General features: G+C 60.9%; 15 protein-coding genes. 8 read left to right on the top strand and 7 right to left on the bottom strand.

All coding sequences use genetic code 11. The features are described from left to right. The first annotated feature begins 6 nt into the window (after positions 1 to 6). The 6 genes from ACR0I8_RS02550 (at position 7) to cysE (ending at position 7,153) form a co-directional block, all read left to right on the top strand. Positions 7 to 639: a DUF2460 domain-containing protein gene (locus tag ACR0I8_RS02550; protein ID WP_170688851.1), complete on the top strand. Its 633-nt coding sequence runs from the start codon at positions 7 to 9 to the stop codon at positions 637 to 639. Then, positions 639 to 1,526 carry a baseplate hub domain-containing protein gene (locus ACR0I8_RS02545; protein WP_170688850.1) on the top strand — a complete coding sequence of 296 codons (888 nt, stop codon included), beginning with the start codon at positions 639 to 641 and terminating at the stop codon, positions 1,524 to 1,526. Before ACR0I8_RS02550 ends, ACR0I8_RS02545 begins: the two co-directional genes overlap by 1 nt. Next, positions 1,523 to 1,969, top strand: a complete 447-nt coding sequence (locus ACR0I8_RS02540; protein ID WP_170688849.1) for an NlpC/P60 family protein — start codon at positions 1,523 to 1,525, stop codon at positions 1,967 to 1,969. Before ACR0I8_RS02545 ends, ACR0I8_RS02540 begins: the two co-directional genes overlap by 4 nt. Next, positions 1,969 to 5,910, top strand: a complete 3,942-nt coding sequence (locus tag ACR0I8_RS02535) for a baseplate multidomain protein megatron (protein ID WP_170688848.1) — start codon at positions 1,969 to 1,971, stop codon at positions 5,908 to 5,910. Before ACR0I8_RS02540 ends, ACR0I8_RS02535 begins: the two co-directional genes overlap by 1 nt. Before the next feature lie 5 nt (positions 5,911 to 5,915). Further along, on the top strand, positions 5,916 to 6,212 hold the full coding sequence (locus ACR0I8_RS02530; protein ID WP_170374013.1) for a DUF7742 family protein: 297 nt from the start codon (positions 5,916 to 5,918) through the stop codon (positions 6,210 to 6,212). A gap of 131 nt (positions 6,213 to 6,343) precedes the next feature. Continuing rightward, positions 6,344 to 7,153 carry a serine O-acetyltransferase gene (gene cysE / locus ACR0I8_RS02525; RefSeq protein WP_170374012.1) on the top strand — a complete coding sequence of 270 codons (810 nt, stop codon included), beginning with the start codon at positions 6,344 to 6,346 and terminating at the stop codon, positions 7,151 to 7,153. Between the two features lie 3 nt (positions 7,154 to 7,156). Here the strand turns inward: cysE and ACR0I8_RS02520 are convergent, their stop codons facing one another. From ACR0I8_RS02520 to ACR0I8_RS02490, 7 genes are all read right to left on the bottom strand, one after another. Further along, positions 7,157 to 7,396 carry a hypothetical protein gene (locus ACR0I8_RS02520; RefSeq protein WP_170374011.1) on the bottom strand — a complete coding sequence of 80 codons (240 nt, stop codon included), beginning with the start codon at positions 7,394 to 7,396 and terminating at the stop codon, positions 7,157 to 7,159. 148 nt (positions 7,397 to 7,544) lie between these two features. Beyond that, entirely contained in the window at positions 7,545 to 8,846 is a 1,302-nt protein-coding gene (locus ACR0I8_RS02515; RefSeq protein ID WP_170688847.1) for a pyruvate dehydrogenase complex dihydrolipoamide acetyltransferase, read from the bottom strand. Between the two features lies 1 nt (position 8,847). Continuing rightward, on the bottom strand, positions 8,848 to 9,108 hold the full coding sequence (locus ACR0I8_RS02510) for a hypothetical protein (protein ID WP_170374009.1): 261 nt from the start codon (positions 9,106 to 9,108) through the stop codon (positions 8,848 to 8,850). Further along, on the bottom strand, positions 9,108 to 10,481 hold the full coding sequence (locus ACR0I8_RS02505) for a pyruvate dehydrogenase complex E1 component subunit beta (protein WP_170640758.1): 1,374 nt from the start codon (positions 10,479 to 10,481) through the stop codon (positions 9,108 to 9,110). The genes ACR0I8_RS02510 and ACR0I8_RS02505 overlap by 1 nt, the downstream gene beginning before the upstream one ends. A 15-nt stretch (positions 10,482 to 10,496) precedes the next feature. Next, positions 10,497 to 11,486, bottom strand: coding sequence for a pyruvate dehydrogenase (acetyl-transferring) E1 component subunit alpha (pdhA, locus tag ACR0I8_RS02500; protein ID WP_170688846.1), 990 nt, complete (start codon positions 11,484 to 11,486; stop codon positions 10,497 to 10,499). 128 nt (positions 11,487 to 11,614) lie between these two features. Beyond that, positions 11,615 to 11,914: an FtsB family cell division protein gene (locus ACR0I8_RS02495; protein ID WP_170458795.1), complete on the bottom strand. Its 300-nt coding sequence runs from the start codon at positions 11,912 to 11,914 to the stop codon at positions 11,615 to 11,617. 159 nt (positions 11,915 to 12,073) lie between these two features. After that, a complete protein-coding gene (locus ACR0I8_RS02490) occupies positions 12,074 to 13,264 on the bottom strand; it encodes a phosphoglycerate kinase (RefSeq protein WP_170688845.1) in 1,191 nt (396 codons plus the stop codon). 132 nt (positions 13,265 to 13,396) lie between these two features. Between ACR0I8_RS02490 and ACR0I8_RS02485 the strand changes: the two genes are divergently transcribed. Both ACR0I8_RS02485 and ACR0I8_RS02480 read left to right on the top strand, forming a co-directional pair. Next, a complete protein-coding gene (locus ACR0I8_RS02485) occupies positions 13,397 to 13,903 on the top strand; it encodes a peptidylprolyl isomerase (RefSeq protein ID WP_170374004.1) in 507 nt (168 codons plus the stop codon). After that, entirely contained in the window at positions 13,896 to 14,450 is a 555-nt protein-coding gene (locus ACR0I8_RS02480; protein ID WP_170374003.1) for a peptidylprolyl isomerase, read from the top strand. The genes ACR0I8_RS02485 and ACR0I8_RS02480 overlap by 8 nt, the downstream gene beginning before the upstream one ends. The last annotated feature ends 44 nt before the right edge of the window (positions 14,451 to 14,494 follow it).

The following is a 14,494-nucleotide window of genomic DNA, read 5'->3' as shown; positions in this document are numbered from 1 at the left end:
CAGAAGATGAATTTCCACGAGGTGAGATTTCCCGCCAGTCTGAGTTTCGGCTCGGTCGGCGGTCCGGAACGGCGAACGGATATCGTAACACTGGCCAACGGGTTCGAGGAACGCAACACGCCCTGGGCGCATTCGCGCAGGCGCTATGATGCCGGGCTGGGGATGCGCTCGCTGGATGACATCGAAACGATGATCTCATTCTTCGAGGCACGTCAGGGCCAGATGTACGGGTTCCGCTGGAAGGATTGGTCGGACTACAAGTCGGGATCAGCTACGGCTGACGTCGATCACGGCGATCAGGTCATCGCGCGTGGCGACGGAGAGTGTACCGAGTTTCAACTGGTGAAAACCTATAGCTCGGGCGGGGTCAGCTATGTGCGACCGATCACCAAGCCCGTCCTCGGTACGGTGCGTTTGGGTCTGGATCAGGATGCCATGCGCGAAGGCGTCGACTATGAGGTTGATCTGGCCCGTGGGGTGGTCTCATTCGTGGCCCCTCCGCCCGAACAGGTCGAGATCACGGCGGGGTTCGAGTTTGACGTGCCGGTGCGGTTCGACACCGACAAGATTCAGACCAGCGTGGCCAGCTTTCAGGCCGGGGATGTGCCGAATGTTCCCGTGGTCGAGGTGCGCGTCTGATGAGCGGGGATACACAGGCACTTCAGGCCCATCTGCAAAGCGGTCTGACCACTGTGTGCCGCTGCTGGGCGATCACCCGCAAGGATGGTCAGGTCTTTGGATTCACCGATCATGACATGGAGCTGCGGTTCGACGCGCTGACCTTTCGCGCCAGCACCGGCCTGACCGCAGCCGCCATCGAGCAGGCCACCGGGCTGTCAATTGACAATTCCGAGGCGATGGGCGCGCTGTCCGATGCCTCGGTCCGAGAGGATGATATCGAGGCCGGTCGTTTCGACGGGGCCGAGGTGCGCGCCTGGCTGGTCAATTGGGCCGCGCCAGAGCAGCGTGTGCTGCAGTTTCGCGGCTCGATTGGTGAGTTGCGCCGGGCAGGTGGAGCCTTTCACGCAGAGCTGCGCGGGCTGACCGATCTGCTAAACCGCCCTCTGGGACGGATCTATCAAAAGCCCTGCACAGCCGTCTTGGGGGATTCCGCGTGCCGATTTGCCGTAGGCCAGCCCGGCTATCAGGTCGAGGCTGAAGTCTCCGGTTTTGACGGAGGCACGTCGCTTCGGCTGCTCGGTGGGGCCTCCTCTGATGAAGCCTGGTTCGAACGGGGACGTTTGGATGTGACCTCGGGCACAGCAAATGGGCTATGGGGGTCGATCAAGCAGGACCGTCGGACGGAAGACGGGCGCGAGATCACCCTGTGGGCCAGCATCGGGGGTGGATTGGCCGTTGGAGACCGGGTGCGCCTGACCGCTGGCTGCGACAAGCGGATGGAGACCTGCCGGTTGAAATTCAACAATTTTCTGAACTTTCAGGGCTTTCCGGATCTTCCGGGCGAAGACTGGGTGATGGCTGTGCCCAAGAAAGGCAACGCGAATACAGGCGGTAGCAGACGATGACGAAACGCAAGCAAAAGATCGTGGACTCCGCGCGCGCGTGGCTGGGCACGCCTTATGTGCATCAGGCTTCGGTTCGCGGGGCGGGGACGGATTGTCTGGGCCTGCTGCGCGGTGTCTGGCGCGAGGTGATTGGGCACGAACCCGAGGCGGTTCCCGTCTACAGCATGGACTGGTCCGAACCGCAGGGTGAAGAACGCATGTGGGCAGCTGCGCGCAGGCACCTGAGCGAAAAGCCCTCAGCCGAAATGGCCGCCGGAGATGTGCTGCTGTTCCGGATGCGGGATAGCGGTGTCGCAAAGCATCTGGGCATTGTCAGCAGCATCGGCGAGGTGCCGCGTTTCATCCATGCCTATTCCGGACATGGCGTTGTCGAAAACGCCCTGAGCGACCCCTGGCGCCGCCGGGTGGTCGCCTGTTTTGAATTCCCGTTGGAGGGTCGCTGATGGCTACTATTCTTCTTTCCGCAGCAGGGGCTGCGCTGGGCGGCTCGATCGGCGGCACGGTGGCCGGTCTGTCCACCGCCATCGTCGGCCGGGCAGTTGGGGCCACGCTGGGCCGCGTGATTGACCAACGCATGATGAGCCAATCGGTCATGGGCAGCGGCAGCGAAGTGGTCGAGACCGGCCGCATGGACCGATTCCGTCTGACCGAAACAGCCGAGGGCGCCCCCGTGGCCACGGTCTTTGGCCGTATGCGCGTGGGTGGTCAGGTGATCTGGGCCTCGGACTTTCTGGAGACCCGAACCACAAGTACGCAATCCTCAGGCGGAGGCGGCAAGGGCTCACCGAAACCGCCCAAAGTGACGACAACGACCTACAGCTATTCGATCTCTCTGGCGATTGCGGTCGGTGCGGGCGAGATCGCCGATGTCACGCGCGTCTGGGCCGACGGTGAGGAGCAAGAGCGCGCGAGCCTGAATATCCGTGTGTATTACGGGACGCAGGATCAACTCCCCGATCCCCTGATCGAGGCCGTCGAGGGCACCGGCAATGTCCCGGCCTTTCGCGGTACGGCCTATGTGGTGATCGAGGATTTCCAGCTGGCGTCCTTTGGCAACCGGGTGCCTCAGTTCTCGTTCGAAGTGGTGCGCCCCACACAGCCCGAAATGCCGGATCACGTGTCCGCGCTGGGCCAGATCGTCAAGGGCGTGGCCCTGATGCCGGGCACTGGCGAATATGCACTGGCCAGCACTCAGGTGAACTATTCCCAAGGACGCGGACGCAGTTGGGCGGCCAATGTCAACTCGGCCTCGGGCGAGCCGGATCTGGTCACCTCGACAAAAGCGCTTTCACGAGAGCTACCGGGCTGTAAAGCGGCATCTCTGATCGTGTCGTGGTTCGGGAATGATTTGCGCTGTAGCGATTGTCAGATCACGCCCAAGGTGGTGCGCGATGACATAGATGGTGTGAACATGCCCTGGGTCGTGTCGGGCCTGCGGCGCAATACGGCCGAGGGGGTCCAGCATCAGGATGACCGGCCTGTTTATGGTGGCACTCCGGCGGATGGCGCGGTTGTGCAGGCGATCCAACATCTGAAGGACAGCGGCAAGGATGTGATGTTCTACCCGTTCATCCTGATGGACCAATTGCAGCAGAACGGTTTGCCCGATCCATGGTCGGACGGAGAGCAGCCGCATTTGCCCTGGCGCGGACGGATCACGCTGGACGTGGCTCCGGGGCGCGACGGGTCGCCGGACCAGACAGCCGCCGCCGACGCGCAGGTGGCCGCGTTTTTCGGGGCGGCTCAGGTCAGCGATTTTGGCATCAACGCGGGGCAGGTGACTTATTCCGGCCCGCAGGAATGGGGGCTGCGTCGCTTTATCCTGCACTACGCCACGCTCTGCCAGATTGCAGGCGGCGTAAGTTCCTTCTGCATCAGTTCCGAAATGCGGGGCCTGACGCAAATTCGCGGACAAAACGGCTTTCCCGCCGTCGAGCAGCTGCGCCAACTGGCTGCGGATGTGCGCCAAATTCTGGGCCCGGAGACCAAGATCGGTTACGCAGCGGATTGGAGCGAATACTTCGGCTATCAGCCCTCGGGGACAGGAGACAGGTTCTTTCACCTCGATCCCCTTTGGGCGGATGACAATATCGATTTTGTCGGGATCGATAACTACATGCCTCTATCAGATTGGCGCGATGGCGAAGACCATCAGGATGCCGATGCCGGGTCGATCTACAATCTGGAATACCTGCGCGCCAATGTCGAAGGTGGCGAAGGTTATGACTGGTACTACGCCTCGCCAGAAGAAGCCGAGGCGCAGATTCGGACTCCGATCGAAGACAGCACCCATGATGAGCCGTGGATCTGGCGCTACAAGGACCTGCGCAACTGGTGGTCGAACTGGCATCACGAACGGATTGGCGGCGTGCGCCAGAACGATCCGACCGATTGGCTGCCGGGGTCTAAGCCGATCTGGTTCACCGAACTGGGTTGCGCAGCAGTGGACAAAAGTACCAACCAGCCGAACAAGTTTCTCGATCCCAAATCCTCTGAATCGAGGCTGCCGCCGCATTCCAACGGCCTCAGGGATGACTTCATCCAAGTGCAGTATCTGACGGCAACGCTGGGCTACTGGTCCGAGCCGCAGAACAACCCGGTGTCCGAGATCTATGACGGCCTGATGCTGGACCTCTCCAACGCCTATGTCTGGGCGTGGGACGCGCGGCCCTATCCCACCTTTCCAAACCTGCGAAGCCAATGGGACGACGGCGAAAACTACGCCCGAGGGCATTGGCTGAACGGTCGATCCGGTGCGCGCACGCTGGCCTCGGTTGTGACCGAGATCTGCCATGGGGCAGGGGTCACGGATATTGATGTCTCGCAGCTCTATGGTGTGGTCCGAGGCTACGCAGTCGAGGATGTCTCGGACGCGCGTTCGGCATTGCAGCCGTTGATGCTGCGTTATGGGTTTGACGCAATTGAACGGGACGGTGTCCTGCGGTTTCAGACACGTGACGGCTTTGGTGCTGTGACGCTGGACCTGGAACATCTGGCTGTCAGCTCCGATCTCGATGGTACCGTGGAATACCGTCGTGAGGCCGAGGCCGAGATGACCGGACGTGTCCGTCTGCGCTTTGTTCAATCGGATGCCGATCACGATCTGGTGGCGGAAGAGGCCGTGCTGCCCGACGCGCAGACCCATGCGGTTGCGGTCAATGAGATGCCCCTGTCCATGACCCGTGCCGAGGGTCGCCAGACCGCCGAACGCTGGCTCAGCGAGGCGCGTGTGTCCCGCGACACCGCCCGGTTTGCCTTGCCCCCGTCCATGCTGCATCTGGGGGCTGGAGACGTGGTTCGCCTGTCTGAACAGGAGGGCAGTGCGCTCTATCGTATCGACCGGTTGGAAAAAGCGGATCTGCAACTGGCCGAGGCGGTGCGAATCGAACGCGGTGTCTACACGGCCAATGGGTTGCAGGATGACCCGGTTGCGATCCGGCCCTTCGTCGCCCCTGTGCCGGTGGTGCCGGTGTTCATGGACCTGCCGCTGTTGACGGGGACAGAGGCCCCGCACGCGCCGTATCTCGCCGTCTCGGCCGATCCATGGCCTGGCAGCGTCGCCGTTCACGCTTCGGCCAGGGATGAGGATTATGCGCTGCGTGATGTCATATCGGACCAGGCGGTGATGGGCTTTACGGAAACGCCGCTGCATCGCGCCTCAGCCGGGATCTGGGATGAGGGCGCGCCTCTGCGGGTCAAGCTGATTGACGGCATTCTGGAATCCCGTCCGCGGACATCCTTGCTGAACGGGGCCAATTTGGCGGCCATCGGTGACGGAACACCGGGCAATTGGGAGGTGTTCCAGTTCTCTGACGCCGCCCTGCAAGAGCCGGGCGTCTATGCCTTGTCCGGACGTCTACGCGGCCAGCTGGGAACGGACGCCCTGATGCCAGACGTCTGGCCCGAGGGGTCAACTTTTGTCCTGCTGGATGAACGCGTTGCGCAAACCAGCCTGTTGCCGAGCGAACGGCGTGTGGCCCGACACTTTCGGATCGGTCCGGCCTCGCGCGGGTATGACGACCCATCCTACGAGTATCTGGTCGAGGCTTTCGACGGGAACGGCTTGCGCCCCTATGCGCCGGTGCATGTGTCTGTGCAGACCAAGTCGGATGAGGATGCGTTTGATTGGATCAGGCGAACGCGGATCGAAGGGGACGACTGGGCGGGGCTGGACGTCCCACTGGGTGAGGAAAGCGAATCCTACCTCATCCGTGTGCGGGCAAATGGGGCTTTGATCCGCGAAGAGATCGTGCCTGAACCGCGCTGGGCCTATACCGCAGCCGTGAAGTCCGCTGATGGCCTGACAGGTGGATATGCGGTCGAGATCGCGCAAATCTCGGCCACATATGGTGCTGGTCCGGCCGCGCGCATTCAGGTCGCGTAAGACCTTTGCGCCCCGTCCTCCACGGAGATGTCAGTGCTGCGGCACGCGCCTTGTTGGCCGTGCCGCAGCGCAGCCGCCGATCGCTTTGTATCAAGATGGTGGCCGAGGCCGAACTGGCCGACCGCCATGTCCAGCGCACCGGGCGGCTGCACCCGGCCTATGGCAACGGATCCCTAATGACAGCCGCCCGCACGCGGGTACTGGCGGATGAACCGAGCTTTGATGATCCGAACTATTGCCAGTGTTTTGAGATGGTTTTGCGCCAGCTGATACGATTTCAGACCCGGCGGGCGTTGGGCTGACTTCTTAAAGCACCGAGAGGCGCAAGCCCCCTCTTAGAACACATTCATTTTGGTTAAGTTACAGATCACGGGTTTGCGTTTGGCGTTTTTACCACTAAATGGCATGCTAGGCGCAGCAAAGGATCAAAGCCATGTTTGAAAAGCGCAGCCACGTGACCCCCGTCGACCCGGTCTGGAACCGGATCACGACCGAGGCCCATACCGCCGTTGAGCAAGAGCCGCTGATGGGCGGGCTGGTGCATGCCTGTATTCTGCATCACCGCAGCCTTGAGCGGGCATTGTCGTACCGAGTGGCGGCCAAGCTGTGTTCGAACGAGATGTCGATGATGGTCCTGCGTGAGATCGTGGACGAGGCCTATGCCGACGACCCTAGCTTGATTGAGGCTGCGCGCGCGGACCTGATGGCCGTGTACGAACGCGACCCGGCCTGCCACCGACTACTGCAGCCGATCCTCTATTTTAAAGGCTATCAGGCGATGCAGGCCTATCGTGTGGCCCACTGGTTGTGGCGCAAGGGACGGCATGATTTGGCCTATTTCTTCCAGATGCGGTCGTCTGAGATTTTCGGCATCGACATTCACCCCGCCGCCAGGATCGGCAAAGGGATCATGATCGACCACGCCCATTCCATCGTGATTGGTGAGACTGCTGTGGTTGGTGACAATGTCTCGATGCTGCATTCTGTGACTTTGGGCGGAACCGGCAAGGAAGAAGAGCAGCGCCACCCAAAGATCGGTGATGGAGTTCTGATTGGTGCCGGGGCCAAGGTTCTTGGCAACATTGAGGTCGGCCACTGCAGCCGGATCGCCGCCGGATCGGTGGTGCTACAAGAGGTTCCCGCTTGCAAGACAGTTGCCGGCATCCCGGCCAAAATCGTGGGCGAGGCGGGGTGCGATCAGCCCTCGATCTCGATGGACCACATGCTGGGCAAGGACCAGTAAAAATCAGTTTGAGCGGTTGTTCTTTCTGTTCAACCGCTCCTGCCGTCTTCGTTCCCTGCGTTCCTTACGCTTGTCGATGCGTTGCTGGCGCTCAGCCTTTTGCTGGGCGATGACGGCTGGATCACTGGATTTGAACCTGGAGTTTTCGCCCGGATAGCTGTTGGGTTTTGCGAATGCCATGTCTGCCGCAGTTGCGGACGCGGCAACGACAAGCAATATCTTGGTCAAATCAAAAAAGCGCATGGACCACCTTTGGCTTTCAAAACCGTCTGTTTTTAAGGTGGGAGAGCGCGATTGCTGAGGCAACCTTTGGAGTGATCACGCGTGCTCACAGCGTGGCCGCGATCGTGAGAGCACCCGCCGAGGTCGGACCCCGGCGGGTAGAGTTCTATCAGGCCAGCATGACCATCGGATTCTCCAGGTTTTCGACGATGGCTTGCAGCAGCTGAGCCCCAAGCGCGCCGTCGATGACCCGGTGATCCACAGACATCGTGACGGACATCACGGTGGCGACCGTCAGCTCCCCGTCTTCGCCGACAACGGGCTTTTTCAGGCCTGTGCCGACCGCAAGAATGCCTGCATGCGGCGGGTTCACGATGGCGTCGAAATTGTCGATCCCGAACATGCCGAGGTTCGAGACCGCGAATGTGCCGCCCTGGTACTCATGCGGGGCCAGCTTGCGTTCGCGGGCGCGACCGGCAAGGTCCTTCATCTCGGTCGACAGGGCAGACAGAGACTTGGTGTCGGCATCCTGCAGGACCGGAGTGAACAGACCGCCTTCGATCGCAACCGCAACTGCCACGTCCGAAGGTTTCAGCTGCAGCACCCGGTCGCCCGCCCAAACGGCGTTGCATTCGGGGACCTGCTGCAGCGCGTTGGCGACGGCTTTGATGATGAAGTCATTGACGCTCAGCTTCACGCCACGAGCCTCTAGCTGCTTGTTCAACTGGCTGCGGAACTTGAGAAGCGCGTCCAGTTTGATATCGCGGCGCAGGTAGAAATGTGGGATGGTCTGCTTGGCCTCGGACAGGCGCGCGGCGATGGTCTTGCGCATGCCGTCGAGCTTGATTTCCTCGTAGTCGCGACCCTCGTACATCTTGGCCACGGCATCTGCCGATGGGCCAGCCGGTGCCGCCGCTGCGGGCGTGGCTGCTGCGGCAGGGGCCGGGGCTGCTGCTGGCGCTGCAGTTGCGCTTTCCACATCGGCTTTGACGATGCGACCATGTGGGCCGGAGCCGGTGATCTGTGCCAGATCAAGGCCCTTTTGCGCCGCGATGCGACGGGCCAGCGGTGAGGCGAAGATGCGACCACCGTCGGCTTTGGCCGGTGCTGCCGGAGCAGGGGCGGGCGCCTCGGATGCCGCTGGCGCGGCGACCTCGTTGCTCGCGGCGGCGGCAGGTGCAGCCGCTGGGGCCGCGGCCGGTGCGGCGCCGATGTCATCGACGCTTTCGCCATCTTCCAGCAGGACTGCGATGGCAGTGTTGACCTTGACCCCTTCGGAGCCTTCCGGGATCAGGATCTTGCCGATGGTGCCTTCGTCAACGGCCTCGAACTCCATTGTGGCTTTGTCGGTTTCGATCTCGGCCAGCAGGTCGCCGGAGGAGACGGTGTCGCCCTCTTTGACCAGCCATTTGGCAAGGGTGCCTTCCTCCATGGTCGGAGACAGGGCGGGCATTAGGATTTCGGTGGGCATTTCAGCGCTCCTCAATCAGAGTAATTTGGTCAAAGGGCGCCTTGGGGCGCCCAGTGCCGCGTGCGAGCGTCGCAATCGCAGCCTCGATTTTTTCTTTGTTCTCCGCCATCCAGACATAAGCGGTCTGGTGCGATGGGCGCGCGCCTATCAACCGCATATCCGCCGCCAATCGCTCGGGCACAAGCGCCCGTACGATGCGGTTGTCGATGTCAATCTCGACACGGTAGCATTCGGTTGCTGGATCGCGGCCCCTGATCTCCATTACCGGTAGGTCACCTGTTTGACGGCAGCGATCACCTCATCCGTGGTGATCAGGGCCAGCTTTTCGAGGTTCGCGGCATAGGGCATCGGAACATCCTTGCCGGTGCAGTTGATGACCGGCGCGTCGAGATAGTCGAACGCCTCTTGCATCACGACCGAGCTGATGTAGCTGCCGACCGAGCCTTGGGGCCAGCCTTCTTCGACTGTCACGAGACGGTTGGTCTTCATCACCGAGTTGATGATCGCGCCCGTGTCCATCGGGCGGATGGTGCGCAGGTCGATGACCTCCGCGCTGATGCCCTCTTCGGCCAGTTTATCGGCGGCTTCGAGGGCATATTGCATGCCGATGCCGAAGCTGACGATGGTCACATCCGAGCCTTCGCGCCAAATGCGGGCCTTGCCCAGAGGAATGGACAGGTCATCCACTTGCGGCACGTCGAATGTGCGTCCGTAGAGGATTTCGTTTTCCAGGAAGATCACCGGGTTGGGGTCGCGGATCGCCGATTTCAGCAAGCCTTTTGCGTCGGCGGCCGAGTATGGCATCACGACTTTCAAACCAGGGATCTGCATGTACCATGCGGCGTAATCCTGAGAGTGCTGCGCGGCCACGCGGGCGGCGGCACCGTTGGGGCCACGGAACACGATGGGGCAGCCCATCTGACCGCCGGACATATAGAGCGTTTTGGCGGCGGAGTTGATGATCTGGTCGATCGCCTGCATGGCGAAATTGAAGGTCATGAACTCGACGATGGGTTTCAAGCCACCGAAGGCTGAACCAACCGCTATACCAGCAAAGCCATGCTCGGTGATAGGGGTGTCGATCACGCGTTTGGGGCCAAACTCGTCCAGCAAACCTTGGCTGATTTTGTAGGCGCCCTGATACTCGGCGACTTCTTCGCCCATCAGATAGACGTCTTCGTCGCCGCGCATCTCTTCGGCCATCGCGTCGCGGAGGGCTTCGCGGACGGTCTCGGTTTTCATTTCCGCGTCGGCCGGCCAATCGGGCGACAGGTCCACAACCGGAGCGGCCGGGGCGGCAGCTGCCGGAGCGGGGGCCTCAACCGCCGCAGGGGCGGCCTCGGTCACCGCTGCGGCTGCGGGGGCAGCCGCGGGTAGGGCGGAGGCATCTTCGCCTTCTTCAACAAGGATCGCGATGGGGGTGTTGACTTTGACCCCCTCGGTGCCCTCGCTGATCAGGATTTTGCCGACGATACCTTCGTCAACGGCCTCGAACTCCATCGTGGCCTTGTCGGTTTCGATCTCGGCCATGATGTCGCCGGAAGATACGGTGTCGCCTTCCTTGACCAGCCATTTGGCCAGCGTGCCCTCTTCCATTGTGGGCGAAAGGGCGGGCATGAGAATTTCGGTTGCCATGTCTTATTCGTCCTCTCAGGCGTAAATATCTGTCCAGAGCTCATCCACCGACGGCTCAGGGCTTTCTTTCGAGAATTCGGCGGCCTGGTTGACGACATCTTTGATCTCTTTGTCGATCGCCTTGAGGTCATCCTCGGTCGCGTGTTTGCCAGTCAGCAGCAGCTCGCGCACATGTTCGATCGGGTCGCTTTGCTCGCGGACCTTCTGAACTTCTTCGCGGGTGCGGTACTTGGCCGGGTCAGACATCGAGTGACCACGGTAGCGGTAGGTTTTGACCTCAAGGATGTAGGGGCCTTTGCCTGCGCGGCAGTGGGCGACGGCTTTCTCGCCTGCGGCTTTGACGGCCAGAACATCCATGCCGTTGACCATTTCGCCTGGGATCCCGAAGGCCTGACCACGGTGATAGATATCCGCCGAAGAGGTCGAGCGTGCCTGAGCGGTGCCCATCGCATATTGGTTGTTTTCGATCACGAAGACGACCGGCAGATCCCAGAGGGCGGCCATGTTGAATGTCTCATAGACCTGACCTTGGTTGGCCGCGCCGTCACCAAAATAGGTGAAGGTCACCCCACCGTTTTCCTTATACTTGTCTGCAAAGGCCAGACCCGCGCCCAGCGGGACCTGAGCGCCAACGATACCGTGGCCGCCGTAGAAATGCTTCTCTTTCGAAAACATGTGCATCGAGCCGCCTTTGCCCTTGGACAGGCCGCCCTCACGCCCGGTCAGCTCGGCCATCACGCCGCCCGGATCCATGCCGCAGGCCAGCATGTGGCCGTGGTCGCGATAAGATGTGATGCGTTTGTCGCCTTCTTTTGCTGCAGCCTCAAGGCCGACAACAACCGCTTCCTGTCCGATGTAGAGGTGGCAGAAACCACCAATCAGACCCATACCGTAAAGTTGCCCCGCCTTTTCTTCGAATCGACGGATCAACAGCATTTCGCGGTAGTAGGTTTTCAGCTCTTCCGCAGAAACGTTTGGTTTCTTTGTGGTTTTTCGCGCAGCCATTGTGGCGATCTCCCCCTTTCGGACAGATAGTTTAGCGTTAAACTATCTTTTAGAGCATTTCTTGCGATCTGGCGAGCGTAAATATGACGCAGCGTAGCTTTGCGCAATTCATGCAGTGGGAGAAGGGGTTAGCGGATGACGATTTCATCCGCGCGGATCATGCCCAGTACGGATCGGGCCTGTTGATCCAGTAGGTCGAGATCAAGGTAATTGTCCGAAAGCCTGCGGGTAAGGTTTTCCATCTCGGCAATCTCAGCTTTGAGCGCCGCGAGGTCGCGTGACAGGGCGTCCCGTTCCGCCGAAATCTCAACCCGTCGAAACAGGCCATAGTCTCCTTGAACGGCGGCAAAGGTGAAATATACACCCAGCATAAAAGCCACCGAAAAGAAAAAAACTGCACCCAAACCGGGCCGATGGGAACGGGACACTCTGTTGACCGCCGTATGAAGTCTGCCTCAATAACGGGCCCTTTGTTGGCCTCTGATTGCACTATGTCACAGGTGATTCGGGATGTGAATCCCCTGATTCGCAAAAATTGCGCGGTTGAGTCTGATTGTCTAGCGGCCCGGATTTGAGCGCCGCGATGATCATTGCTCCAACGCTGCGACGCCGGGCAGGGTCTTGCCTTCCATCCATTCCAGGAAGGCTCCGCCTGCAGTCGAGATATACGAGAAGTCCTTGGCCGCGCCAGAAGCATTCAGGGCAGCAACGGTATCCCCGCCACCTGCGACCGAGATCAACTGACCCGCGCGTGTCAGCGCAGCGGCTTTTAGGGCGGCGGCGTTGGTGGCGGCGTCAAACGGCTCCAACTCGAACGCGCCGAGCGGGCCGTTCCAGATTAGGGTCTGGCTTTTGCCGAAGATCTCGGTGATGGCGGCGACACTTTCGGGGCCTGCGTCCAGGATCATGCTGCCTGCGGGGCACTGATCAGCGGGCAACACCTGATGCGGCGCGTTTGCTTCGAATTTCTCGGCGACCACCACATCAACAGGCAGCACGATGGTGCAGCCGGACGTTTCGGCCTTGGCCAGAATCTCTGCGGCAGTGTCTTTCATCGCGGTTTCTGCCAGCGATTTGCCGACATCAACGCCCTTGGCGACAAGGAACGTGTTTGCCATGCCGCCGCCGATGACCAGATAGTCGACCTTGTCGATCAGGTTGCCCAACAGCTCCAGCTTGGTCGACACTTTCGCGCCACCCACAACGGCTGTCACAGGGCGTTTAGGTGCGCCCAGAGCGCCCTCCAGCGCTTCAAGCTCGGCCTGCATCAGGCGACCAGCGCAGGCGGGCAGCAAACGGGCCAGCGCCTCGGTCGAGCTGTGGGCGCGGTGCGCGGCCGAGAACGCGTCATTGCAGTAGATATCGCCCAGACGCGCCATGCCAGCGGCCAGATCGGGATCGTTCTTGGTTTCTGCTGCGTGAAAGCGGGTGTTTTCCAGCAGCAGAACCTCACCGGGCTGCAGGGCGTCGGCGGCCAGTTCAGCCTCAGTTCCCACGCAATCGGCGGCGAACAGGACCTTCGCGCCAAAAGCAGTCTCCAGGGTCGGGACAAGTTGGTTCAGCGACAGGCTTTCACGTCGCTCACCGCCGGGACGGCCGAAATGGGCCAGCAGGATGGGTTTGCCGCCAGATGCCAGGATGTGCTGCACCGTGGGAACAATACGCTGAATACGGGTGGCGTCGGTCACAACATCGTCAACGACCGGCACGTTGATATCCACGCGCACCAGCACGCGTTTGCCGTTCAGGTCCATATCGTCCAGTGTTTTCCAGCCCATCGCGCAATCCTCGTGTTTTGATACCCTTTGGGCGGTTCTTTTCCTGCATTTTGCCCTCAGGTCAATGCGTCACTTGGCATTCAGGCGCTTGGCGCATAGGTATTTGCGCAAGACAAACGACAGGAGGGCCAGATGGCCGAGATCAAGGATCCCGAAAACACAATCATCATCGAGCTGAAAGACGGCAATGTCGTCATCGAGCTGCTGCCTGACGTGGCGCCTCTGCACAGCGCCCGGATGAAGGAACTGGCCCGTGGGGGCGAGTATGACAACGTGGCCTTCCACCGTGTGATTGACGGCTTCATGGCCCAGACCGGCGACGTCCAGCACGGCGACATGGAAGACGGATTCAACATCCGCATGGCGGGCACAGGCGGGTCGTCTCTGCCGAACGTTCCGGCGGAATTCTCGAAACTGCCGCATGACCGTGGAACTCTGGGCGCTGCGCGCTCGCAGAACCCGGATTCGGCTAACTCGCAGTTTTTCATCAACTTCAAAGATAACCACTTCCTGAACGGTCAGTACACGGTCTATGGCCGCGTGATCGACGGGATGGAGCATGTAGACGCTATTGTACGGGGCGAGCCGCCTGCGAGCCCGGACCGCATGATCAGCGTCAAGGTAGCGGCAGATGCATAAGCTTGCCGCCGCTTTTGTCCTGTTGGCCAGCCCCGCGCTGGCCACCGGGCTGCAGATCGAGGTTGAGGGTGAGGCCAATGGCACCATCACCGTTGACCTGTTTGAAGATGTCGCACCCAAGCACGTGGAACAGATCACCGCGCTCGCCAACGCAGGTGAGTATGACGGCGTCGTCTTCCACCGCGTGATCGAAGGGTTCATGGCCCAGACCGGAGACGTTCAGTTTGGCAACCAGACCAAGGGCAGCTTCAACGCTGCCAATGCAGGTCGTGGTGGCTCGGACCGTCCTGACCTGCCTGCCGAGTTCTCGGACATCACCTTTGATCGCGGTGTGGTCGGCATGGCGCGGTCTCAGAACCCCAACAGCGCGAACTCGCAATTCTTCATCATGTTCGAGCCGGGACCGTTTCTGGATGGCCAGTACACCGTTGTCGGTCAGGTCACGGACGGGATGGACGTAGTTGATGCGATCAAACGCGGTGCGGGTCAGAACGGCGCCGTTGTCGGCCAGCCTGACGCGATGAAAAAGGTTACTGTGACCGAGTAACGAAAAAAACCCCGGCGCAAGTCATGCGCCGGGGTTTTCTTTTG

It is taken from the genome of Ruegeria sp. BG9 (genome assembly GCF_056538305.1).
Note: the sequence above shows the minus strand (reverse complement) of the source record. Positions and strands in the feature narration are given on the sequence as shown.

Bases quoted from the DNA above. Each gene is read 5' to 3' on its own strand.
- ACR0I8_RS02540 (WP_170688849.1), top strand. From the start codon at position 1,523: ATGACGAAACGCAAGCAAAAGATCGTGGACTCCGCGCGCGCGTGGCTG.
- ACR0I8_RS02485 (WP_170374004.1), top strand. From the start codon at position 13,397: ATGGCCGAGATCAAGGATCCCGAAAACACAATCATCATCGAGCTGAAA.
- ACR0I8_RS02550 (WP_170688851.1), top strand. From the start codon at position 7: ATGAATTTCCACGAGGTGAGATTTCCCGCCAGTCTGAGTTTCGGCTCG.
- ACR0I8_RS02505 (WP_170640758.1), bottom strand. From the start codon at position 10,481: ATGGCAACCGAAATTCTCATGCCCGCCCTTTCGCCCACAATGGAAGAG.
- cysE (WP_170374012.1), top strand. From the start codon at position 6,344: ATGTTTGAAAAGCGCAGCCACGTGACCCCCGTCGACCCGGTCTGGAAC.
- ACR0I8_RS02480 (WP_170374003.1), top strand. From the start codon at position 13,896: ATGCATAAGCTTGCCGCCGCTTTTGTCCTGTTGGCCAGCCCCGCGCTG.
- ACR0I8_RS02520 (WP_170374011.1), bottom strand. From the start codon at position 7,396: ATGCGCTTTTTTGATTTGACCAAGATATTGCTTGTCGTTGCCGCGTCC.
- ACR0I8_RS02545 (WP_170688850.1), top strand. From the start codon at position 639: ATGAGCGGGGATACACAGGCACTTCAGGCCCATCTGCAAAGCGGTCTG.
- pdhA (WP_170688846.1), bottom strand. From the start codon at position 11,486: ATGGCTGCGCGAAAAACCACAAAGAAACCAAACGTTTCTGCGGAAGAG.
- ACR0I8_RS02510 (WP_170374009.1), bottom strand. From the start codon at position 9,108: ATGGAGATCAGGGGCCGCGATCCAGCAACCGAATGCTACCGTGTCGAG.
- ACR0I8_RS02535 (WP_170688848.1), top strand. From the start codon at position 1,969: ATGGCTACTATTCTTCTTTCCGCAGCAGGGGCTGCGCTGGGCGGCTCG.
- ACR0I8_RS02490 (WP_170688845.1), bottom strand. From the start codon at position 13,264: ATGGGCTGGAAAACACTGGACGATATGGACCTGAACGGCAAACGCGTG.
- ACR0I8_RS02515 (WP_170688847.1), bottom strand. From the start codon at position 8,846: ATGCCCACCGAAATCCTAATGCCCGCCCTGTCTCCGACCATGGAGGAA.